A 26,364-nucleotide genomic window follows, 5' to 3' on the forward strand; every position below is an offset into this window, starting at 1 on the left:
GATTTTTTATGGCCATTGAGGAATGTTATCCGTTAAGTCATCCACAAAGGAGAATATGGTATACAGAAGTTATTCATTCCGGTAAAGGGATATGTAATTTAAGATTTTTGTTTAAACTTCATAGAAAAATGGATTATTCAAAATTAAACCGAGTTGTGAATCGTGTTATTAGTGAAAATGATGGTCTTTGCATCAGACTAAAAGAAAATGGGCATCAGGAACCTGAACAATATTTTGTTAAACATGAAGAACAAGAATTTGAGTTTTTCGATTTTAGTTCCGTGGAAGATCCAGATTTGCTGGAGAAATGGATTGAGCAGAAAACACAAGAAACGTTTACATTATTTAATTCTGATTTATACTATTTTGCTTTAATAAAATTAAACGATAATGAGTGTGCAGTCTTTGGGAATGTTCATCACATTATCATGGATGGTTTATCAATCCAAATTTTTACTAGTCAGATTGCTAAATATTATTATGAGATTCATAGCGAGACTGACGAAGCCGTACTTAGAAATTCATATGTTAAATTTCTGATCAATGAACAAACATACTTGAATGGTAGTCGCTTTCAAAAAGATCGAAAATTCTGGTTAGAAGAATTCAAAACACTGCCATCTGTGACGGGGTTGAAGTCCTATAATGCGTACCAAGTTAGTACGAGAGCATCACGCGAGACGTTTATATTATCAGAGTATTTGAAGAGAAAGATAGAGAAATTTTCTGAAAATTTTAAAATTAGTGTATATACTCTTTTTGTAGCTGCGTTTTCGTTGTCGATTTATCGGTGGACCTCGTCGCTTGATATTGCATTAGGAATGGCTTATGGCAATCGTATGACAAAAATGGAGCGGGAATTAATTGGAATGATGGTGAGTACAGTTCCTCTAAGAATGGATATCGACCCTGAAGAAGAAGTACTTTCATTTATTGGTCGAGTGTCCAGAAAACAAAGTAAATCATTACGACATCAGAAATTTCCATTTGATTTGTTATTAAAGCAAATTAATAAAGAGAATAACAACAATGTGAGACTTTTCGGAACTACGATTGATTATAGAGATCGTGATGAAAGTGGTGACTCACTATGGATTCCAAACCATGAAGAGGTACAAGATTTTGCAGTGCATATTGAAAATTTAATTGATATAGACTCTTTACATGTACATATTGATTATCGTGAGGAGCTATTTTCTAGAGAAGAGATAAAACGTTTTTTTAACGTTATGTTAGCGATAATAGAAAACACTTTTGAAAACCCAAAGCAGAAGGTAGCTGAAATCGAAATCATTTCTGATGAGGATAAAAGAAGAAGTTTAGTAGAATTCAACAATCCTAATCTTGATTTTCCACCTCAAGTAACTATTCATACATTGTTCGAACAGCAAGCGATGATTTATCCAAACGCTATTGCAGTTACGTATGAAAAAGAAAAAGTTACTTATAGGGGGCTTAATGAACGTGCAAATCAGTTAGCTCATTATCTGCAGAAAAAAGGAGTAGGACCTGATACTTTAGTTGGACTGTGCGTTGAACGTTCTCTCGAAATGATTGTAGGTATTTTAGGGATTTTGAAGGCTGGTGGAGCTTATGTTCCACTTGATCCAACATATCCAGAGCAGCGACTTCAATATATTTTAGAGGATGCTAGCATTCAGTTATTCATAACACAAGAAAGTTTAAAAGAATTGAAATGGTTACCAGAAAATATTAAATCAATTTGCCTGGATCGTGAACGAGATGAGATCGAGCAAGAAAGTAAGACATTGCCGGTTTCTGATGTAAATGCTCAAAATCTAGCTTACGTAATCTATACTTCGGGATCAACAGGGAATCCAAAGGGCGTTATGATAGAGCATCACAATGTCATTCGTTTATTTAAATCGACGGATTGTTGGTATCAGTTTAATGACAATGATACTTGGACGCTTTTTCATTCTTATGCATTTGATTTCTCAGTATGGGAAATTTGGGGAGCGTTATTATATGGTGGGAAATTAGTTGTTGTTCCGTACTGGATTAGTCGATCGCCCAAAGATTTTTATCAATTGTTGGTAGATGAAGAAGTCACAGTTCTAAATCAAACACCTTCCGCATTTCGACAGTTAATACAGGTGTGTGAACAAGAAGATGAGAATAAAAACTTGCAGCTGCGTTATGTGATATTTGGTGGAGAAGTATTAGAACCTATTAGCTTGTTACCGTGGTTTCAAAGGTATGGGGAGAAAAAACCGCAGCTAATTAATATGTATGGAATTACAGAAACTACCGTTCATGTTACATATTATCCAATTACTCAAGATGATGTGCAGCATGCTTCAAGAAGTAATATCGGAAAGCGGATTCCAGATTTAGAAGTGTATATACTAGACACTTATCAACAACCTGTACCTATAGGTGTAGATGGTGAGCTTTATATTGGCGGGGCAGGGCTTGCACGTGGGTATTTAAATCGACCTGAATTAACTGCAGAGCGCTTTATACCTCATCCATTTAGTAGTGATCCGAAAGCAAGATTATATCGGACAGGAGACTTAGCAAGGTATTTGCCAGATGGGAATCTGGATTATCGTGGAAGAATTGATCATCAGGTCAAAATACGTGGTTTCCGAATTGAGATTGGGGAGATTGAGTCTACTTTAAATGCATATGCATCTATAAAAGAGGCTGTTGTAATTGTTAGAGAAGATCAACCGGGTGACAAACGATTAGTAGCATATGTTGTAGGAGATGGAAATGTAGGTGCGTGGCGAGAGTATCTTAAAGCAAAACTACCGAGCTATATGGTCCCTTCGAGATTTGTGACGATGGAAGCCATTCCACTAACAGCTAACGGTAAAGTTGATCGTGAGGTCTTACCTATGCCGGAGGAAGAGCAGACTAACAGTGAAGCTGTTGCTCCTCGGAATAGTAACGAAAAGATACTGGCTACCATCTGGAAGCAAGTATTAGGTGTTAAAAAGGTAGGAATCTATGATAATTTCTTTGAAATTGGTGGCGACTCGATTCTCAGCATTCAGATCATATCACAAACGAGTCAATCGGGATTAAAACTTACTCCAAAGCAAATGTTTGAATGCCCAACTATTGCTGAGTTGGCACAAGTGGTCACAGAAAATCAGGGCGTACAAGCGGAGCAGGGAGTTGTGACAGGAGATGTACCTCTTACTCCAATTCAGTACTGGTTCTGCGAGCAAGAACACCCACGTCCGGAGTATTGGAATCAATCGATGCTTTTAAGAGTAAGAGAGAGATTGGACATGGAGTTACTAGAGGGAGCTATATTAAACTTACTCAAACACCATGATGCTTTACGTTTCCGGTACGAACAGTTACCAAATGGAACATGGAGGCAGAGAAATGAGGGGATTGATGAGCAGTCTGTAATTCGTGTGGTAAAACGGCACAATGCTAATGAACAAGCGTGGAATCAAGTGATACAAGAAGAGATGAATATCGCACAATCTAGTTTCAATTTAGTTACAGGTCCGTTAATGAGAGTAGTTTATTTCGAGGATATGTTGAATGGGAACGATCGATTATTCTGGGTGATTCATCATTTAGTAGTAGATGGAGTATCATGGAGAATTCTATTGGAAGATTTACAGGCTGTATACAACCAGTTGAAACAAGGTCAGAGAGTTCGTTTACCTGCGAAAAGTACATCTTTTAAAGAGTGGTCGGAACGACTACAGACATACAGTGATTCTGGTATTTTAAAAGAAGCAAAAGATTATTGGAATAAACAGGAAGAAGAAGTGATGAAGATTCCGATGGACTACCCAATACAAGAAACAACAGAAGAATCCATTAATAAAGTGACAAGGACTTTAGGAGTAGAAGAAACCCATGCGCTTTTACAAGAAGTTCCGGTGACTCATAAGACAAGGATTAACGAGGTACTATTGACGGCGTTAGGACAAGCTATCGTCGATCGTACAAATCAGCAAACGGTTTCTATCCATCTAGAAGGACACGGGAGAGAAGAGATGATTGAAGGTATGGATCTATCACGGACAGTTGGCTGGTTCACGAGTATTTATCCTGTTCATCTTAATTTTCAAGGATCTACAACACCTATTGAAGGATTAAAGGCTGTAAAAGATCAATTGCGTCGAATTCCGAATCGTGGCGTTGATTATGGTATTTTACGTTACTTGAATAGAGAATTACTTCCGTTTTATCAGCAAAAACCTTCAATAAGCTTTAACTATTTGGGCCAATTTGATCAAGTGTTTTCCAAAGAATCTTTGTTTATGCAAGAGACAGGGTTTACATTTTTAGATCATGCTCCAGATTCCAAACCATCTCATCTAATTGATGTTATCGGTATGGTAAAAGATGAGAAGTTACATTTTGTTTGGATGTATAGTAGAGAACAGTTTTCTAGATTAACAATTCAAGTGATAGCAGATGGTATGTTGAGGCATCTTCGTCAACTTATAAATAAACCAACAACTGAGTCTGCTTTTACAGTATCAGATTTTGCTGATGCAGAGGACCTTACGGAAGAAAGCTTGAGTAAAGTATTACTTAAATTAAAAAAGAAGAGGGTGTAAAGATGGGGGACGTTATTGATATATATGGATTATCACCTTTGCAAAAAGGAATACTGTTTCATACTTTATACGATCAAGATGATGATCATTCTTTTTCCTACATTGTACAAGTAGGCTTCTTGCTCGGTGGCCGATTGGATGTTGCTACTTTTGAAAAGGCTTGGGAATATGTTATTCATCAACATGAAGTTCTACGTTCAGTATTTGTGTGGGAGGAAGTAGAAAAACCTCTGCAAGCAGTTTACCAACGTCTTCCTTTTACTATTCATCAAGAAGATTGGAGCGCCCAGCCACATGAGGAGAGGGAGCAGAAATTACACCAGTTTTTGACTGCAGATCGTAGAAAAGGATTTTTATTGGACGAAGCACCGTTGATGAGAATCACTGCGATTAAAGAAGCAGAAGAGAAAATGAGAATCATTTGGACACATCATCATATTTTGTTGGATGGATGGAGTGTTTCCCTAGTCTTTAGTGAGGTAATGGAAGTTTATCTCAAGATGATAAAGGGAGAATTGTTTAATCTTCCTAAACCTCTTCCTTACAAAAAATATATCCAGTGGATAAATAAGCAAGATCAAAGTAAAGCAGAGGAATTTTGGAAAGAAGAATTAAAGGGATTTTATGCACCTACACCATTAGAAATGGAAAGAAAGGATCAAGGAGAGGATAAGGGCTATGGAGAGTGTACTTATCAAATATCTGAGGAACTTACTAAGAATTTACAAGAGTGGGTACGAAATAGTCGATTAACATTGAATACATTAGTACAAGGCGCATGGGCTTACTTGATGAGTAGGTATAGCGGTGAAAGTGACATCGTGTTTGGCATAACTAGCTCTGGACGTCCTACTGATTTGATAGGAGCAGAGAATATGGTGGGTCTATTTATTAACACATTACCTACTAGAATTCGATTAACGGATGATACATCAGTAGTAGATTGGCTTCGTAAAATACAGATGAAAGAAATGGAACGAAGACAATATGAGTATAATTCGTTGGTTGATATTCAAGGGTGGAGTGAGGTTCCGCGGAATAGTTCCCTATTTCATACCTTGTATGTATTTGAAAATTATCCAATTCAAGGTGAGAGAAATGATGATTTAAGATTACTAGAGGTTCAAAGCGTAGAACAAACAAATTATCCTTTAACACTCATTGTAATGCCTGGTAAGGAAATTACTTTAAAGTTGATGTATGACCGAAGCTATTTCAATGAAGAAACAATAAATCGTATTCAGGGTCACTTATTGCAAACATTAATTCAGATGACGAAGAGCCTAGATTCAAAGCTCTCCGAAATTACTCATTTAAAAATGGAAGAGCAGACACAGTTACTAGAGGAATGGAATAATACTAAAGTAAAATATTCAGCTGAAGGCATGATTCATACGATATTTGAGGAGCAAGTTAAGAAAACGCCAGAAGCAATCGCGGCTATTTACGAAAATGAACAAATTACCTATAAAGAGTTGGATGAACGCGCTAATCAGCTAGCTCATTATTTACAAAAGCGTGGTGTAGGTCCAGAGTCTCTAGTCGGGGTATATATGGAACGCTCATTACAAATGATGATAGCGTTATTAGGGATTCTAAAATCAGGAGGAGCGTATGTTTCACTTGACCCTACTTATCCAGAGAGTCGGCTTCGTTATATATTAGAGGATGCTGGAATTGAAGTACTAGTGACGGGGGGGAATTCTAAAAATTTATATATATCTGAACAGATTGAAACGATTTATATGAATCAAGATTATACTGCAATTGAAGAAGAAGAATCAACCCCATGTATAAGTGGTGTAACAGGAAGAGGTTTAGCGTATGTTATGTATACTTCAGGATCTACAGGGAATCCAAAGGGAGTGATGATTGAGCATCATTCAGTGATTAATTATCTTGAATGGATGCAACATCAATATCCACTTTCTGAAAAGGATGTTATCTTGCAGAAAACACCATTTTCATTTGATGTATCTGTTTGGGAGTTATTTTGGGGTATTAGCGTAGGCGCTTGTGTATCTTTCTTACCTCCAGGTGGAGAGAAAGATCCTACCATTATAGCTGAAGTGATAGAAAAACATCAGGTTACTATTACTCAATTTGTTCCTTCGATGTTATCTGTTTTCTTAGATCATTTCACTCATATTGAGTTGAAAATAAAATGTGCGTCCGTGCGTCATGTGTTTTCTGGTGGGGAAGAGCTAAGTTCAGGATTGGTTAGACGGTTTCAACAGCAATGGAATCAGAGCGGGCAAGTAAAATTAACCAACTTTTATGGACCAACTGAAGCAACTATTTACGTAAATGCATTTGACATTCAACCTAATCAAGAATTTGTTTCTATTGGGCAGCCGATACAGAACACGCAATTATATGTATTAGACCAAAATCAACGCTTGCAATCAATAGGGATAGAGGGTGAGTTATATATTGGTGGTGCCGGTTTAGCTCGTGGATACTTAAATCGTCCGAATCTCACTGCCGAAAAATTCGTTTCGCATCCATTTCGATTGGGAGAACGACTATATCGAACAGGAGATTCAGTAAGATATCTAACTGATGGAAATTTAGAATTTATAGGGAGAATGGACCATCAAGTGAAAATGCGTGGTTTTCGGATTGAACTTGGAGAAATTGAAGCGACTTTAGAAAAATGTTCGTTTATTAAAGAGGCTGTCGTATTAGTTAGAGAAGATCGCCCGGGTGATCAGCGATTGGTTGCATATGTAATAAGCGATGGAAATACCCGAAAGTGGAGAGAGTATTTACAAAACCAATTGCCGAATCACATGATTCCAGCGCACCTTGTAGAGTTAGAACAGTTCCCGCTTACTCCGAATGGGAAAATCGACCGAAAGGCCTTGCCAGCACCTGATGAGCAACTTATTGGAGAATTAAATGTTCTACCTCGGACGCCATCGGAAGAGCTTATTGCCTCAGTTTGGAGTCAAGTGTTAGGAACAGAAAATATCGGTATTCAGGATTCCTTCTTTGAACGGGGTGGACACTCACTACTCGCTACTCAAATCGTCTCTCGATTACAAGAGTTGTTCCAGGTTAAAATCCCGCTACGTGAACTTTTCAAGCACGATACAGTGGAAGCATTAGCGAAACGAGTAGATCAGTTGCGCAAAGAAGATAAAAAACGAGAAGTTCCACCCCTTGTACCTATGAAGCGGGAAGGATCTATTCCACTTTCCTATGCACAGAAACGCCTATGGTTTATTGATCAATTAATGCCAAATAGTGCGATGTACAATATTCATGCAGCGTGTCGCTTAACAGGAAAGTGGTCAATTGAAGCATTGGAGGCCGGATGGAATCAGTTGTTGGAACGTCATGAATCATTACGGACGATAATTCTAGAACAAGAGGGTGAACCTTTTCAACAGGTTCAATCTCATGTATTCAGACATATCCCTCAAACAGATCTAACAGACCTTTCTTTGGAAGATAGGAAAAGGGAAATGAAACGGCTCATTCAAAACGAAGCGGAGGAAACATTTCATTTTGGGCAAGGTCCTCTGATTCGAACACGAATATTGAAAGTGGACAGGGAAGAATGGGTTCTCCTTTGTACGATGCATCATATTATTTCAGATGGGTGGTCAATGGGAATTTTACTTGAAGAATGGATGGCTTTTTATGAAGGAGCACTAAGCGGAAAAACGGCGGAATTAAAGGAGTTATCCATTCAATATGCAGACTTTGTCATGTGGCAGAAGGAATGGCAAAAAGAAGAGAATTTGGATCAGCACCTCCAATATTGGAAGGAAGAATTGTCTGGAGAGCTACCGGTTTTACAATTACCGATGGATCGTCCTCGACCCGCGGTTCAAACCCACCGTGGTGCGAGTCAGTCCTTAATGGTGACGAATTCCCTACAGGAAAAGCTCAAAGGTTTAAGTCTGCAAGAAGGATCCACTTTATTTATGACATTGATGGCAGCGTATCAAAGCTTCCTTTCTCGTTATTCAGGACAAGACGACATCTTGGTTGGGAGCCCAATTGCAAATCGAAATGTTAAAGAGATTGAAGGATTAATAGGTTTCTTTGCAAATACGTTGGTTTATCGAGCTGATTTCAGTGGAAATCCGACGTTCCAAGAACTTTTGTCGCAGATACGAAAAAAAGCACTAAAAGCATACGAGTATCAGGACATTCCATTTGAGAAAGTGGTAGAATCCGTAAAACCGGAACGGAATACAAGTCATTCACCGATATTTCAAACCATGTTTACTTTACAGAATACGAAACAAGAGTTTCCTCAGCTATCTGAAAGACACATGGAACTCATGGAAAGTCATACTTCTGTGGCGAAATTTGATTTGAGTTTATTTGCTTCTGAGACGGAAGAAGGATTATCGCTAACCTTTGAATATAATACTGATTTGTTTAATGATACAACCATTGAACGTATGGCAAGTCATTTTGAACATTGGTTATATCAAATAGTATCTCATCCAAAAGATTTATTATCGGAAATGAATATGTTATCGAAAGTGGAATATAAGCAACTACTAGAGGAATGGAATGAAACAGGTGTTGTAGATATACGAGAAAGCACAATTCATACATTATTTGAAGAACAAGTGGAAAAAACACCAGAAGCAATTGCAGTAGTGTGCGAAGATGAAGAACTAACATATCGAGAGTTGGACGAACGCTCGAATCAACTGGCACATTATCTACAGAAGCATGGTGTAGGATGCGAATCAATGGTTGGGATTTGCGTTACACGTTCATCCGAGATGATTGTCGGCCTCTTAGGAATCATGAAGGCAGGAGGAGCGTATGTCCCAATTGATCCAGCGTATCCGGAAAGTCGACTGCAATATATTTTAGAGGATGCTCATATAAAGGTACTGGTGACACAGGAAAAGTTACAGCAAAAAATGGTTTTACCTAAATCCGTTGACGTGATTTCTATTGATTGTGATCGAGCAGAAATAGAAGAAGAAGTAACTACGGTGTGTACGAGTGAAGTGACGAGCAATAACTTAGCCTATATCATCTATACTTCAGGTTCCACAGGAAATCCAAAGGGAGTAATGATTGAGCACAGGAATACAGTAACAATGATTCATTGGGCGCATCACACATATTCCCGAAAGGATTTAGCAGGAGTGTTGGCTTCAACTTCGCTATCCTTTGATTTATCCGTTTTTGAATTGTTTGTTCCCTTGACGATGGGTGGTAAGGTGATTGTCGCTGAAAATGCTCTACATCTAGACAAGTTGTCTACCAAGGGTGTGACTTTGGTCAATACTGTGCCATCGGCAGCGAAGGAACTGGTTCGAGCAAAAACCATCCCTTCTTCGGTAAAGGTGATGAATTTGGCTGGAGAACCATTGTCATATTCACTTGTTCAAGACTTATACGAGAGAAGTACGATTGAGAAGGTGTACAACCTATATGGACCGTCCGAAGATACTACGTATTCCACATATATGGAATTAGAAAAGGGTGCCATGTATAGGGTACCACCAATTGGTAAACCAGTCTTCAATACAGAAGTATATGTACTGAGCGCGGAACAAAAAATGGTTCCAATTGGTGTAGTTGGTGAGCTTTACATTAGTGGATCAGGATTAGCACGTGGATACTTAAATCGCCCTGACTTAACAAAAGAGCGTTTTATACCGCATCCGTTTAAAGAAGGAGAGCGAGTATACCGGACTGGAGATCTAGTAAGATATCTGCCGGATGGGAATTTGGAGTATCTTGGCCGAATCGATCATCAGGTAAAAATTCGTGGGTTCCGGATTGAACTAGGAGAAATTGAAGCGACATTACAAAAGCATACATTAGTTAACGAAGTCATTGTGATGGTGCGGGAAGATTATCCTGGTAATCCACGTTTGGTTGCCTATGTTGTGGGAGATGGGGATGCTCATAAGTGGCGTGATTATCTCAAGGTCCAGTTGCCAAATTACATGGTTCCAGCCTATTTTGTCGGATTGAACGCATTTCCACTCACCCCAAATGGGAAAATTGATAGGAAGGCCTTACCATCACCAGAGAGACAGGAGAGAGCGAGTGGTTATATTTCTCCTCGTACACCTACGGAAAAAACAATCGTTTCAATATGGCATCAAGTTTTAGGTGTAGAAAATATTGGAATCCAAGATTCGTTTTTTGAAATAGGTGGCCATTCATTACTTGCTACACAAGCTGTCTCCGATCTTAAAGAGGCTTTTGGAATTGAGTTACCATTGCATGATTTATTTACGTTTCATACGGTGCAGGAATTGGCAGAACGAATTAATCAATTGCTCTATAGCGAAAATAAAGAAATGCAGAATGATAGTAAGGAGAATGTAAGTCTTCAAGACTATATTCAAAAAGAAGCAGAAGTGAGTAATGATGAAGAATTACTTGAACTTCTTAAGCAATTGGAAGAGTTATCAGAGGAAGAAGCACAAGGGATATTCAAGAGTAATTTGGTTGAGGAAGGGGTAAAAAAATGAGAAGTGATTTACTTGCAAAACTGAGTTCACTTTCTCCTGAGAAGAGAGCTTGGCTTCAGGAGCAAATGCAAAAAAAGGAGAATAAAGAAGCACTTCCGTTGTCTTATGCACAACAACGTTTGTGGTTTATGGATAGATTTAACCCAAACAGTTCATTATATAATATTCCAACAGTATGGCGTCTAAAAGGAAATTGGATTCCTAAAGCATTAGAAAAGGGATTCAATCGACTCATTGAACGTCATGAATCATTACGTACCGTTTTTAAAGAAGTAGGAGAGCAACCTGTACAACATATTGTCGAATTCCTTCCTAGAACATTACCTGTAAGGGATTACTCTCAACTTCCTCTAGAAGCAAAAGGAAAAGAGGTAGATAGTTTAATTGCGAGAGAAGCGCAAGAAGCATTTGATTTAATGAATGGCCCTTTAATTCGTTATCAGCTTGTTCAATTAGGAAAGGATGAATGGTTATTACTGTGTACGATGCATCATATTATATCTGATGCTTGGTCCATCGGTATATTCATGAATGAATTAATTGCTTTCTATGAAGAGGAAACTGGCGGGAATCCTGCTAAATTAAGTTCACTATCCATTCAATATGCAGACTTTGCGAAGTGGCAAAAGGAGTGGTTGCAAGGTGATGTGCTAAATCGTCAACTTACGTATTGGCAGGAAGAATTGTCTGGGGATCTTCCTATATTACAACTGCCAGTGGATCGAGCTCGACCGGTTACGCAAACTTATGCTGGGGATACGCATCACGTGATTTTTCCTTATAAATTACTCAGTCAATTGAAGGATATAAGTCGACAAGAAGGATCTACCTTATTTATGACTTTAATGGCTGCATACCAGAGCTTTCTTGCTCGTTATACGGGGCAAAAAGATATTCTCGTTGGAAGTCCGATCGCAAATCGGAACCATAAGGGAGTAGAAGGATTAATTGGTTTCTTTGTTAATACGCTGGTTTACCGATCAGATTTGAGTGGAACCCCTACTTTTCGGGAGATTTTGCTTCAAACAAAGAAAAAGGCGTTAAAAGCTTACGAATACCAAGATATACCGTTTGAAAAAGTGGTAGAAGCTGTGCAACCTGAACGAAGTATGAGTCATTCTCCTATCTTTCAGACCATGTTTACACTACAGAATATAAAACAAGAACGACTAGAACTGCCTGGTAGAAGTATCGAAATGGTAGAAAGTAATATGTCTATAGCAAAATTTGATCTGAGTTTAACTGCCTACGAAGTGGAAGAAGGTCTATTTGTCTCTTTTGAATACAACACGGATTTATTTGATAGTAGTACCGTTGTACGTATGGCAGGACATTTTGAGAACTGGTTAAATGAAATCGCGTATCATCCAGATGAATCATATACAAAGCTGTCAATGTTATCGGACACAGAGCAGAAACAACTCCTAGAAGAATGGAATGATACTGACGTGGTCTATGGTCATGAGTGTATGATTCATGAGCTATTTGAGCAGCAAGTTGCACGTACACCTGATGCAGTGGCGGTAGTTTATGAGGGTGGAAAGCTAACGTATCAAGAACTCAATGAAAAATCGAACCAATTGGCACATTATCTACAAAAACGAGGTATAGGACCTGAATCATTGGTCGGTATATGTGTTGAACGTTCTCCTGAAATGATTATTGGTCTCTTTGGGATTTTGAAAGCAGGTGGGGCTTATGTCCCACTGGACCCAAGTTATCCCGAAAACCGCCTGAGATACATTTTAGAGAATTCACAAATTCAAGTGCTGTTAACAAAAGAGGCACTACAGGACTGGTTACCTAAAGATATTCAAGCAATTTGTTTAGATCGGGATCAAGTAATGATTTCTAAAGAGAGTAATTCGGCTCCGGTGAGTGGAGTAACAGCAAATAACTTAGCGTATATCATATACACTTCGGGTTCGACGGGAAATCCGAAGGGAGTAATGATTGAACATCATTCGGTTATCAACCGCCTACAGTGGATGCAGAAAAAATATCCATTATCTGAGGAGGATACAATCCTACAAAAGACACCGTTTTCGTTTGATGTTTCTGTCTGGGAATTATTTTGGTGGTCATTTGTAGGAGCACGTGTTTGTTTACTTCTACCCGGAGGTGAGAAAGATCCTGGGGTGATTGAGGAGTATATCGAACGATATCGTGTGACCACCATGCACTTTGTTCCGTCGATGTTATCTACTTTCTTAGATTACATGGAACAATATAACTCGAAAAGGAATGTTTCGTCTTTAAGTCAGGTTTTTACTAGTGGAGAAGCATTAAACACTGAACAAGTTCGCAGGTTTAAGGGGGTATTTTACGATGTTCAGCAAACAAAGTTAATTAACTTGTATGGCCCTACCGAAGCGACTGTGGATGTGACTTATTATGATTGTGATTTAGAAAAAGAACCAATGACTATTCCAATTGGGCGTCCAATTGATAATACAGAGTTGTATGTGTTGGATCAACATCAACAGGTGGTACCGATTGGTGTGGCGGGGGAACTTTACCTTGGTGGAGTAGGCTTGGCACGTGGCTACTTCAATCGACCAGAGTTAACTACTGAACGTTTTATTCCGCATCCTTTTAAGGAAGGGGAACGATTATATCGAACGGGTGACCTGGTGAGATATATGAGTGATCGTAACTTGGAGTATATTGGAAGAATAGATAACCAAGTAAAAATCAGAGGATTCCGAATTGAACTGGGAGAGATCGAAGCATCTTTACATGATTACCCATCTGTAAAAGAGGCTGTCGTGTTGGTGAAGGAAGGTCGTCCAGGAGATAAGCAGTTAGTAGCTTATGTAGTGGGTGAAGGGGATACTGGAGAGTGGCGTGAATATCTCAAGAAGCAACTGCCGCATTATATGGTTCCGGCATACTTTTTCCAAGTTGAAGCGATGCCACTCACTCCAAATGGTAAGGTTAATCGGAAAGCCTTACTGGAATTGGAAGCACAGTTCATAAGTGAAGATATTAGTTCATCACGAACACCAGTAGAGGAGCTCATCGTTTCCGTATGGAGTCAAGTGTTAGGTATAAGAAATATTAGTGTCCAAGATTCTTTTTTTGAAATCGGTGGTCACTCGCTGCTAGCTACCCAAGTAGTTTCACGCTTACAAGAAATCTTTCAAATCGAATTACCGGTACGTGAACTATTTGAGTATGCAACAGTGGAGTCACTGGCAAAGCGATTAGAGCAATTACGTAAAGGAGATAGAAAACGAGAGATTCCTCCACTAATGCCGATGAAACGAGGGGAAACTATCCCGCTATCTTACGCCCAACAGCGCTTATGGTTTATTGATCAATTTACACCTAATAGTGCTCTTTACAATATGCCAATGGTATGCCGCCTTACAGGGAATTGGCTACCTGAGGCATTGGAAACGGGATGGAATCAGTTAATAGAGCGTCATGAATCATTGCGGACGGTCTTTCATGAAGTTAACGGCCAACCCGTGCAGCAAATTGAACCGTATGCTTTTCGATCAATTCAGAAAACGGATTTAACTATGTTTTCTCCAGAAGACCGAGAAGAAGAAGTTAAACGTTTAATTAAACACGAAACAGAAGTGCCATTTGATTTAACAGAGGGTCCACTAATCAGGACAAGTATTTTGCAAGTGGGAGAAGAAGAATGGATTCTCCTTTGTACTCTCCATCATATCATTTCAGATGGATGGTCAATGGGAGTCCTACTTGAAGAGTGGATGGCATTCTATGAGAAAGCCACAGATGGAAAGGTAGCAGAACTTGAACCATTACCGGTTCAATATGCCGACTTTGCTCAGTGGCAAAAAGGATGGTTGAAGGAGGAAGTGCTTGATCAACAACTCCAATATTGGAGGGAAGAATTGTCTGGGGAGCTTCCTGTACTCCAACTTCCTATGGATTGCCCGCGTCCCGCAATACAAACTCATCATGGGTCGACATATACTCTGGTTCTGCCAAGCACGCTACACGACAAATTGAACGAATTTAGTCGTCAAGAAGGGGCCACACTCTTCATGACCCTGTTAGCTGCATATCAAAGTTTTCTATCACGTTATACGGGACAAGAAGATATTCTGGTCGGAAGTCCAATTGCTAATCGAAATTACAGAGAAATTGAAGGACTAATTGGTTTCTTCGTCAATACGCTGGTTTATCGAGCTAATCTGAGTGGTAGACCGACATTTCAGGATGTTCTGTCTCAGGTTCGTCAAAAGGCATTGAAGGCCTATGAATATCAAGATATCCCTTTTGAAAAAATTGTAGAAGTTGTACAACCAGAGCGGAGTACAAGTCATTCGCCAATCTTCCAGACTATGTTCATTTTGCAAAATATGAAACAAGAGTTCCCGGTGTTATCTGGTAGAAGTATTGAAATGATAGAAAGCCATAGTCCAATCGCAAAGTTTGATTTAAGTGTAATGGCAGCTGAGACGGAAGAGGGATTACTTTTTACTTTTGAATACAATAAGGATTTATTCAATGCTACAACTATTGAACGGATGGCAGGGCACTTTGAGAAATGGCTACACGAAGTTTCACATCACCCGCAAAATCCGTTGCATAGTCTGAGCATGCTATCGGAATCTGAGTGTACTTTGTTATTAGAAACATGGAATGACACTGTAATGGAAATGTCCCTGCAAGGTCTTATTTGCGACCGATTTGAGGAACAGGTAGCAAGGTGTCCTGATGCAATTGCGGTAGTTGATCAAACAAAAAAATGGACTTATGGTGAACTGGATGCACAAGCAAATCAGTTGGCAAATGTTTTAAAGCGAAAAGGAGTCGCTCCAGAGTCAGTCGTGGGAGTTTATCTTCCGAGATCAGCTGAGCTCATGGCAAGTTTACTAGGCATTTTAAAAGCTGGTGGAGCTTATGTTGTTTTAGATCCGTTGTATCCAAAATCAAGGTTAGAATACATGATTGAAGATGCAGGAATTCAATTTGTAGTGACAGCTGAAGGACAAGAAAATCGTTTTGAACACGTCGAAATAGTGAAGTTAGAAGAATTAACGGAGGAAAGTATAATTGCACCTACACGGCAGATAAATCCAGATAACTTAGCTTATATCGTCTATACTTCTGGTTCTACAGGAAAACCAAAGGGTGTCATGGTTGAATATCGCTCATTAATGAATATGGTCACTTGGCATCAAGAAGTTTATCGTATCACAGCACAGGATCGTGCGACTCAGATTGCGGGGATTGCTTTTGATTCGGCTGTTCAGGAGATTTGGCCGTATCTAACTGCTGGTGCAGCACTCTACTTGTCAACAGAGGAACTGAGAATTAATTCAGGAGCACTAAGAGACTGGCTCATTGATTCGCGAATAACAGCTAGTTTTGCACCTACGCCTATTCTGGAAAGACTCTTGAAATTATCTTGGCCAGAGAAGACGGATCTTCGTTTTATCATTACGGGCGGGGATCAATTAACGCAGTATCCATCTAACGATATTCCTTTTACGGTAATCAATCAGTATGGTCCATCGGAAAATACCGTTGTTACCACGGATTGTTATGTACCTGTAGGAGTGACAACAGGTACGCCATCTATTGGTCGACCGATTGCGAATACAGAAGTTTATGTGTTAGATTCTCATCTTCAGCTAGTACCAATTGGTGTGATTGGAGATCTTTATATTGGAGGAAAGAGTCTTGCTCGTGGATATGCTAATCGTCGGGATCTCACAAAGGAAAAATTTATTTCGCATCCATTCAAGTCAGGAGAACGTCTCTATTACACCGGAGACAAAGCAAGTTATCTTTCTGATGGTGCTCTTCAGTTCCATGGTCGAGTAGATGACCAAGTAAAAATTCGTGGTTTCCGGATTGAATTGGGAGAAATTGAAGCAATTTTGCAGGCGCATTCTTCTGTGAAAGAAGCTGTTGTATTGGTACGAGAGGATAATCCAGGTGACAAGCGATTAGTGGCTTATATAGTTGGTGAAGGAAACGTTCATGAATGGCGAGAGCATCTACAAACACATTTACCAAATTACATGGTTCCAACAAACTTTGTTGAGGTGGCATTTTTACCACTTACACCGAATGGGAAACTTGATTTGAAGGCATTGCCTATACCTGGTGAACCATCTACTGAAAATACTATATACCCACGAACTCCGCTGGAAGAGCTTATCGCTTCAATATGGAGTCAAGTACTAGAGATAGGAAATATTGGTGTTCAGGATTCTTTCTTCGAACTTGGTGGTCATTCTCTACTTGCTACTCAAGTGGTTTCACGCTTACAAGAAGTCTTTCAAATAAAACTACCGGTGCGTGAACTGTTCGAGTATTCAACGGTGGAGGCACTGGCGAAGCGATTAGATCAGTTACGTAAGGGAGGCAAAAAACGAGAAATTCCGCCATTGATGCCGATGGAACGAGGAAATGCGATTCCACTTTCTTATGCTCAACAGCGCTTATGGTTTATCGATCAATTTACACCTAATAGTGCACTTTATAATATGCCGATGGTATGCCGTCTTACAGGAAATTGGTTACTAGAAGCATTGGAGTTGGGATGGAATCAGTTGATAGAGCGTCATGAATCATTGCGGACAGTATTTCATGAAGTGGACGGTCATCCTGTGCAGAAGATTCAACCGTATACTTTCCGTTCCCTTCCACAAATTGATTTAACTAAGATTTCTCCAGAAGAGAGAGAAAGAGAAGTGGAGCAATGGATTCAAACAGAAGTCGAATCCCCATTTGACTTAGAGCAAGGGCCATTGTTTCGTGGACAAATCGTGAAAATTTCAGAAGAAGAATGGGTTCTTCTGTGTAATATGCATCATATTATCTCGGATGGATGGTCGATGGAAATCTTGCTCCAAGAATGGATGGTATTTTATGAGGAGGCGATTGGCGAAAAACCAGCAGAGCTCGCACCATTACCAGTTCAATATGCCGATTTTGCTCAATGGCAAAGGGATTGGTTAAAAGAGGAAGTACTAAATCAACAGCTTGCATATTGGAAGGAAGAACTGTCTGGTGAGTTACCAGTCTTAATGTTGCCGATGGATCGTCCCCGTCCTCCGGTGCAAACCCACCATGGATTAACTCATAATGTGTTGTTGTCACGCTCATTACTGGATAAATTAAACGAACTTAGTCGTCAAGAAGGGGCAACGCTTTTCATGACCTTATTGGCATCTTATCAAAGTTTCCTTGCCCGTTATACAGGACAATCAGATATTCTTGTTGGAAGCCCAATTGCGAATCGAAATTATCGAGAGATTGAAGGATTGATTGGTTTCTTTGTCAATACGTTAGTCTATCGGGCTGATTTAAGTGGCGCACCGACATTCCAAGAGTTGTTGTCTCAGGTACGGACAAAAGCATTGAAGGCGTATGAATACCAAGATGTTCCGTTTGAAAAGATTGTAGAAGTCATACAACCCGAGCGAATTACAAGTCATTCTCCGATCTTCCAAACCATGTTTACCTTACAAAACGCGAAACGAGAGCTTCCAGAACTTCATGGAAGAAGTTTAGAACCGATGGAAAGTCATGCTTCGATCGCCAAGTTTGATTTGAGTTTAAGCGCCGCAGAGGTGGAAGAGGGTTTATTCCTTTGTTTTGACTATAAGACTGATTTATTTGACATTGTAACGATCAGACGTATGGCTGAGCATTTTGAAAACTGGTTGAATGAAATCGTGGAACATCCTGATAAATCATTGATGAAGTTGAAGATGCTATCGGAATTGGAGAAGCAATTGCTGGAAGAGTGGAATAATAATGCTGTAGCGTATCCACGTGAGAGTGCGATCCATACACTTTTTGAAGATCAAGTGGGTCGTACACCTGACACGGTAGCGGTGGTGGATGAAAATCAGCAGTTGACGTATCGAGAGCTGAATGAGAAAGCAAACCAATTGGCCCACTATCTCCAGAAATGTGGGATTGGGAACGAGTCATTGGTTGGTCTCTGCTTCCAGCGTTCAGTTGAGATGATTGTCGGTCTCATGGGGATCTTGAAAGCTGGGGCAGCCTATGTCCCATTGGATCCATCGTATCCAGAAAGTCGCCTACGATATATTCTGGAGGACACAGAGATTCAAGTATTGGTCACGAACGAAGCATTAAAAGGTTGGATACCTGAAGAAATCAAAGCAGTTTGTTTGGATCGGGATAAAGCGATGGTCTCGCGAGAAAGCACCCTTTCACCAATATGTGAAGTGACAGGAGAAAACTTGGCGTATGTAATCTATACTTCGGGATCAACAGGGAATCCGAAGGGAGTTATGGTAGAGCATCACAATGTGATTCGTTTATTTAAATCAACGGAATGTTGGTATCAGTTTGATGAAAAAGATACTTGGACGCTTTTCCATTCTTATGCGTTTGACTTCTCGGTATGGGAGATTTGGGGGGCATTACTCCATGGCGGAAGATTGATTGTTGTTCCTTACTGGATTAGTCGATCGCCCAAGGATTTCTATCAACTGTTAGTAAAGGAGAAGGTTACGGTTCTTAATCAGACACCATCCGCATTTCGACAATTGATACAAGTGTGTGAACAAGAAGATGAGATGAAAGACTTGTATCTGCGCTATGTCATATTTGGTGGGGAAGCACTCGATCCTACCAGCTTGTTACCATGGTTTCAAAGGTATGGAGAGCAGGACCCACAGTTAATTAATATGTATGGAATTACAGAAACTACCGTTCATGTTACTTATTATCCAATTACTCAAGATGATGTGCAGTATGCTTCAAGAAGTAATATCGGAAAACGGATTCCAGATTTAGAAGCGTATGTACTAGACGCTTGTCAACAACCTGTGCCTATTGGTGTAGCTGGCGAACTATATATTGGTGGAGCAGGACTCGCACGTGGGTATTTAAACAGACCCGAATTGACTGCAGAACGTTTCATTCCTCATCCATTCAGTAGTGACCCAGGATCGCGATTATATCGGACAGGAGACTTAGCGAGATACTTACCGGATGGAAATCTGGATTATCTTGGGCGGATTGATCACCAGGTGAAAATCCGTGGTTTCCGAATTGAGCTCGGAGAAATTGAATCTGCTTTAAACGCATATGCATCCATAAAAGAGGCTGTCGTAATTGTTCGAGAAGATCAGCCGGGTGATAAACGGTTGGTGGCATATGTCGTGGGTGATGGGAATGTAGGTGAGTGGAGAGATTATCTCAAGGCGGAACTACCAAGCCATATGGTTCCTTCAGGATTTGTGATGATGGAAGCCATTCCACTAACTGCTAATGGTAAAGTTGATCGTGAGGCCTTACCTGTACCAGAGGAGAGGAAAATCGAAAGTGAATGTGTTGCCACGCGGAATGGTAACGAAGAAACACTGGCTACCATTTGGAAGCAAGTATTAGGGATTAAAAAGGTGGGAATCCATGATAACTTCTTTGAAATTGGTGGAGACTCGATTCTCAGCATTCAGATTGTCTCTCGTGCGAAGCAAGCAGGTTTGCAATTGACACCAAAGCAAATGTTTGAACACCAAACGATTGCCGAGTTGGCCGCAAGTAGTCAAAGAAGAACGGGGTGTACAAGCAGATCAGGGTGTTGTAACTGGAGAACTGATCCTTACACCAATCCAGCAATGGTTTTTAGCACAAGATCATCCTAACCCACACCATTGGAATCAATCCATGTTTTTTAGAACAAAAGAGCGATTGGATATAGTATTACTGGAGAAAGCTGTGCGTACCCTTCTAATCCATCATGATGCCTTGCGTTTAAGATATGAACGTTTACCGGATGGAGCTTGGAAACAGCGGAACGAAGGGATCGAAGAACAATCGACGCTGATCGTTATTTCATTAGACGAAGTGCCGCAAGCAGAATGGCATCAAGTGATTCAAACGGAGATTGACACTGCACAAGCAAGCTTGCACTTACACGCAGGACCGCTAATGAGAATGGTGTATTTTGATGAAGGTGAGAAAAGAGCCGGCCGATTATTCTGGGTGATTCATCACTTAGCAGTGGATGGTGTTTCGTGGCGGATTTTACTGGAGGATCTGCAAACGGCGTATAATCAAGCGAGCCAGGATCAGATGATCCAATTACCTACAAAGAGTACATCCTTTAAAGTGTGGTCGGAGAAATTGCATCATTACGCTGAAGCTGGGATTGTGCAAGAAGTGCGTGATTACTGGGAGCAGCAATCCGAACAAGAAGTGGCTATGCTACCAGTGGATACCACCTTCGAAGTTCCAGCAAATACAGGAACCGAGGAGATTACGGTGGTGCTGGATGAGAAAGAGACCCATGCTGTATTGCAAGAGATTTCAAGCACTCATCGTGTCCAAATCAATGAAGTACTATTGACAGCATTGGTACAGGCTATGGCAGCATGGACAGGTCATCCGGCGCTGACCGTGGATTTGGAGGGGCATGGTCGGGAAGAGATTATCGAAGACGTTGACCTATCGAGAACCGTGGGGTGGTTTACAAGTATTTATCCTGTTCACTTAAATATTACCGGTGCCGACACGCCAATTGCAGCATTAAAAGCAGTTAAAGAACAAGTACGTAAAATTCCTAATAAGGGTGTTGACTATGGGATTTTGCGGTACCTGAACGCAGCAATGTGTGAGCAATGGGGGTCTCAACATACACCGTCTATTAGTTTTAACTATCTTGGACAATTTGACCAAATGTTTTCTGACGATGCAATGCTTATTCCGGAGAACGGATTTAAGCGCTTAGATCATGCTTCTGGTTCCAAGCGATCGCATTTAATCGATATAATTGGAATGGTAACGGATGGGAAACTTCAGTTCACTTGGGTATACAATGTGGGACAATTCGCGAAATCAACGATTCAAAGTATTGCAGAGAATATGCTCCATCAACTGAGTAGATTGATTCAATCTTCATCAGATGGAGAATCTGCACTGACCGTTTCGGATTTTGCGATGGCTAATCTTAACCAAGTAGGTTTGACAAAAGTACTAACCAAGATGAATCGTGGAAAGAACTATCCAATTACTGATTTATATCCATTATCGCCTTTGCAAGAAGGTATGATTTTCCATACATTGCATGACCAAGGGGATGAACATGTAGCGCCGTATATAGTGCAATTAAGTTTTATGATTAAAGGGAAAATGGATATTCCTACTTTCGAGCAGGCGTGGAAATCCGTAATTCAGCGGCATGAAATTTTCCGCTCAGCTTTCGTTTGGGATGAAGTTGAAGAGCCTTTACAAGTGGTGTATGAGAGTATTCCATTTAAAGTGAATGTAGAAGATTGGCGTACGCTGACTGCTGAAGAAAAAGAGGAGAAAAGAAAAGCCTTTTTGGCATTGGATCGAAAACAAGCCTTTCTTTTTGATGAAGCGCCATTGATGCGGGTGACTGTCATTCAAGAAGGTGAGGAAGAATATCGGATTGTTTGGACACATCACCATATTCTGTTGGATGGATGGAGCCTACCACTGGTCTTTAACGAATTGCTTACAGTGTACCAGAAGAGAATGAATGGAGAAGCCGTGCATTTACCTAAGTCATCGCCATACAAGAAATATATTCAATGGCTAAGAGAGCAGAATCAGGAGCAGGCGGAGCAATTCTGGAGAGAGAAACTTAAAGGTTTTACAGCTCCAACCCCGTTGGGCTTAGAAAGTAAAGAGAAAGAACAAGGTTACACAGAGAAGGTAACTTATTTATCAAAAGAGCAAACCCATGCGTTACAAAACTGGGCGAAGCGAAATAGGCTCACTTTGAATACGGTAATTCAAGGTGCGTGGGCGTATCTCATGAGCCGGTATAGTGGAGAAGGTGACATTGTCTATGGTGTAACTAGCTCAGGACGCCCTACGGAGATTATTGATGTTGAAAACATTGTAGGTCCTTTTATTACCACATCACCGACGCGAATTCAGTTAATAGATGATATAAAAGTAATGGATTGGTTGCAGAAGATACAAGAGGAAGAGATAGAAAGAAGACAATATGAATATGCTTCTTTGACAGAGATTCAAGGATGGAGTGAAGTTCCTAGAGGAACCCCGCTGTTCCATAGCTTGTATGTGTTTGAAAACTACCCAGTGAAAGAGGATTCCTCAGGAAATCTAGAAATTGGTGAGTTGGAAGGAGTAGAGCAAACTCATTATCCATTAGGATTGACAGTTGTTCCAGAAAGCCAGTTGTTGTTAAAGTTGAAGTATGATCGTAGCAAGTTTAATGGTCTCACTATTGAACGGATGCTGGGGCATTTAAGCCAGGTGTTAAAGCAAATGATCGAGAACGTTGATCAAACTCTGTCGGAGCTGGTGTATGTTACGGAAATAGAACAGAAACAACTACTGGAAGAATGGAATGATAATGCAGCAGCGTATCCACGTGAGAGTGTAATCCACAAACTGTTTGAAGATCAAGTGGATCGTACACCTGATGCGGTGGCAGTGGTGGATGAAAATCAGCAGTTGACGTATCGAGAGCTGAATGAGAAAGCGAACCAATTGGCCCATTATCTTCAGAAATGTGGGATTGGGACGGAGTCATTGGTCGGGCTTTGTTTCCAACGTTCAGTTGAGATGATTGTCGGTCTCATGGGGATCTTGAAAGCTGGATCAGCCTACGTTCCGTTGGATCCATCGTATCCAGAAAGTCACCTACGATATATTCTGGAGGACACAGGAATTCAAATATTGGTTACGAACGAAGTATCACAAGGTTGGATACCTGAAGAAGTTGAAACAGTTTGTTTGGACCGAGATCAAGCAATGATTTCGCAAGAAAACACCCTTTCACCAATATGTAAAGTGACAGGAGAAAACTTGGCGTATGTTATCTACACTTCAGGTTCGACCGGGAATCCAAAAGGGGTTATGGTGCAGCACCATTCGGTATTAAATCTATCCTATGGTTTACAGAAAGAGGTTTTTTCACATCGGACACATGTTAACATGCGCGTTGGTCTAAATGCCTCAATCGCCTTTGATTCATCCGTTAAACAATTACAAATGCTTTTGTATGGTTCTAGTTTATATATTATTTCAAAAGAAGTTCGCAGTGATCCTCAACAGTTTGTATCTTATATTCGGGAGAATAAGTTGGAAATGTTCGATATAACACCTTCACTACTCCAATTACTCATAGATGAGGGGTTGTTAGAAACAAACGATAGTGTTCATGTTCCAAGCAAGGTACTGGTCGGTGGAGAAGCGATTATGCCATCACTGTGGGAACAACTAGTAGAAAATGACCATATCCATTTTTATAATGTATATGGTCCTACGGAATGTACGGTTGATGCGACATGCTATCGTATCAAAAAAGATAGTAAGAGAGTAACCATTGGGCGTCCGTTGCCAAACGTTCAAGCCTATGTATTGGATGAGAATTTGTTACCTGTTCCAGTTGGTGTAACGGGTGAACTTTATATCGGTGGAGCAGGCCTAGCGAGAGGATACTTGAATCGTCCAGAGTTAACGTCAGAACGTTTTATTCCTCATCCATTTAATGAAGGGGAACGGTTATACCGGACGGGAGATCTAGTCCGCTATTTAGCTGATGGCCATTTGGATTATTTGGGAAGAATCGATAATCAAGTGAAAATTCGAGGATTCCGGATTGAGCTTGGAGAGATTGAAGCGAATTTAGAAAGTCATCCATCGGTGAAAGAGGCGGTAGTCTTGATAAGAGAGGACCAACCAGGAGATCAGAGATTGGTTGCCTATGTGGTGGGTGAAGGAAGTATGCATGAATGGCGTGAGCATCTCAAGAGGCAAGTACCGAATTATATGATTCCTGCACACTTTATTGAGGTGGATGCGATTCCGCTTACAACAAATGGGAAGGTTGATCGAAAGGCACTGAACAGCTTAACGATTCAAAGAGAAAGTACCTTTTCTACACCAATCATCCCACGGGATGAAATCGAGTATCAGCTGATTACAATCTGGCAGGATTTGCTACAGTTAGAAGATATCCATGTAAACGATGATTTCTTCAATATAGGAGGTCACTCTCTCCTTGTAATCAAATTGATTTCAAAGGTCAGAGAGAAATTTGGAAAAGAGATTAAGGTGCCCGCACTAATTAAGAACCCGACAGTGGAAGGAATCGCTTGTCTCATCCGTGAGAATCATCGTATGGAAGAATCATTATCGGTTCTGGTTCCATTACAAGAATCAGAGAAAAGACCTTTCTTCTGTGTTCACCCGTTTATGGGTAATGTACTCTGTTACATTCAGCTAGCAAGGTTACTCAAGGATCACTGCTCATTTTATGGTCTACAGAATCCTCTCGTAGAGAAAGAAGGAATGAACGGGTTGATTTTATCGGAAGTAGTTCAACTCTACATCGAGGAAATGAAGCGGGCTCAGCCAGAGGGGCCGTATCGTCTGGGAGGATGGTCTCTGGGCGGTGCCATCGCCTATGAAATCGCAACTATGCTACGGAACCAGGGAGAAGAAGTTGAGGTGTTGGTACTATTGGATACCAAGGTGCCTTCAGAACGGGATTACAAGACAGAGGATGAAATGCTATCTTATATATTGGAGCATTTCATCAATATAGAGTTAGTGGAGCAGGAAGAAGAGCTTGTTCATCAACAGGACATGCTTGTTGAGCAATTAATTGTGGAAGGAGTGCTCCCGCCTGATGCAAATCTTACGAATTTGAAGCAAATTATCAATGCTCACAGGAAATGTCTGAATTTAATGGCAGAGCATGATTTAACACCATATTTTGGGGAAGTCATTTACTTTAGTGCTGAGGAAGGTAAAGAATTGTTTACGGATTGGAAGCCTTTATTAAAAGGAAGAGTGAATATGTATTCGGTCCCTGGATCACACGAAGAAATAGTAGCTTCCCCCGCAGTTGAAAAGTTAGCTAAGTATCTACTAAATGAATTAGAAAGAATAAAAGAGACGTCCCTTTCACTAATGGAAAAGTAGAGAGCACAAAATAGGCAACTTTATAAACGAACATTGTTATTAGTAAAGTTGTTATTTGTGAGTAGTAGTGTAAATGAAGAGAGCAGTCCAATAACTGCACATCAAGTGTAGGAGATTATGTATATATCAAGAGCATTACTTTTTAAGGGGCTAATGAAAAATTGCTTGATAGGGACATAGAAACATATATGAGTTGTTCATAGTATGCTGTAAATTCTCTGAAGTTTTTGTACCAGAAGCGAATGCTTTGATGATATTGCTGAGAAAAGGTGTATATTTTCATTGATATGTAAATATGCACCTTTTCTATTATATTTGCACTTGAATAAATGCAAGTTAGAAAATGAAATTGAATTTCTATAACGTATACATAGGAAGCCATCCTTTTAAAAAGGAAGTGATTTATCATACAAATTCATGCT

At 40.2% G+C, this 26,364-nt stretch carries 4 protein-coding genes; all 4 read left to right on the forward strand.

What is annotated here, in order from left to right; genetic code table 11:
- The first annotated feature begins 8 nt into the window (after positions 1-8).
- From AC0IXC_RS23440 to AC0IXC_RS23455, 4 genes are read left to right on the forward strand one after another with little or no spacing between them, the layout of a single operon-like run.
- A complete protein-coding gene (locus AC0IXC_RS23440; protein WP_341087707.1) occupies positions 9-4,562 on the forward strand; it encodes an amino acid adenylation domain-containing protein in 4,554 nt (1,517 codons plus the stop codon).
- A 2-nt stretch (positions 4,563-4,564) separates the two neighbouring features.
- Positions 4,565-11,035: an amino acid adenylation domain-containing protein gene (locus tag AC0IXC_RS23445; RefSeq protein WP_471653408.1), complete on the forward strand. Its 6,471-nt coding sequence runs from the start codon at positions 4,565-4,567 to the stop codon at positions 11,033-11,035.
- Positions 11,032-20,658 (forward strand): non-ribosomal peptide synthetase, encoded by a 9,627-nt coding sequence (locus AC0IXC_RS23450; protein ID WP_471653409.1) that lies wholly within the window; start codon positions 11,032-11,034, stop codon positions 20,656-20,658. Before AC0IXC_RS23445 ends, AC0IXC_RS23450 begins: the two co-directional genes overlap by 4 nt.
- A complete protein-coding gene (locus AC0IXC_RS23455) occupies positions 20,624-25,942 on the forward strand; it encodes an amino acid adenylation domain-containing protein (protein ID WP_471653482.1) in 5,319 nt (1,772 codons plus the stop codon). Before AC0IXC_RS23450 ends, AC0IXC_RS23455 begins: the two co-directional genes overlap by 35 nt.
- The last annotated feature ends 422 nt before the right edge of the window (positions 25,943-26,364 follow it).

The organism is Bacillus sp. AC266 (assembly GCF_979253805.1).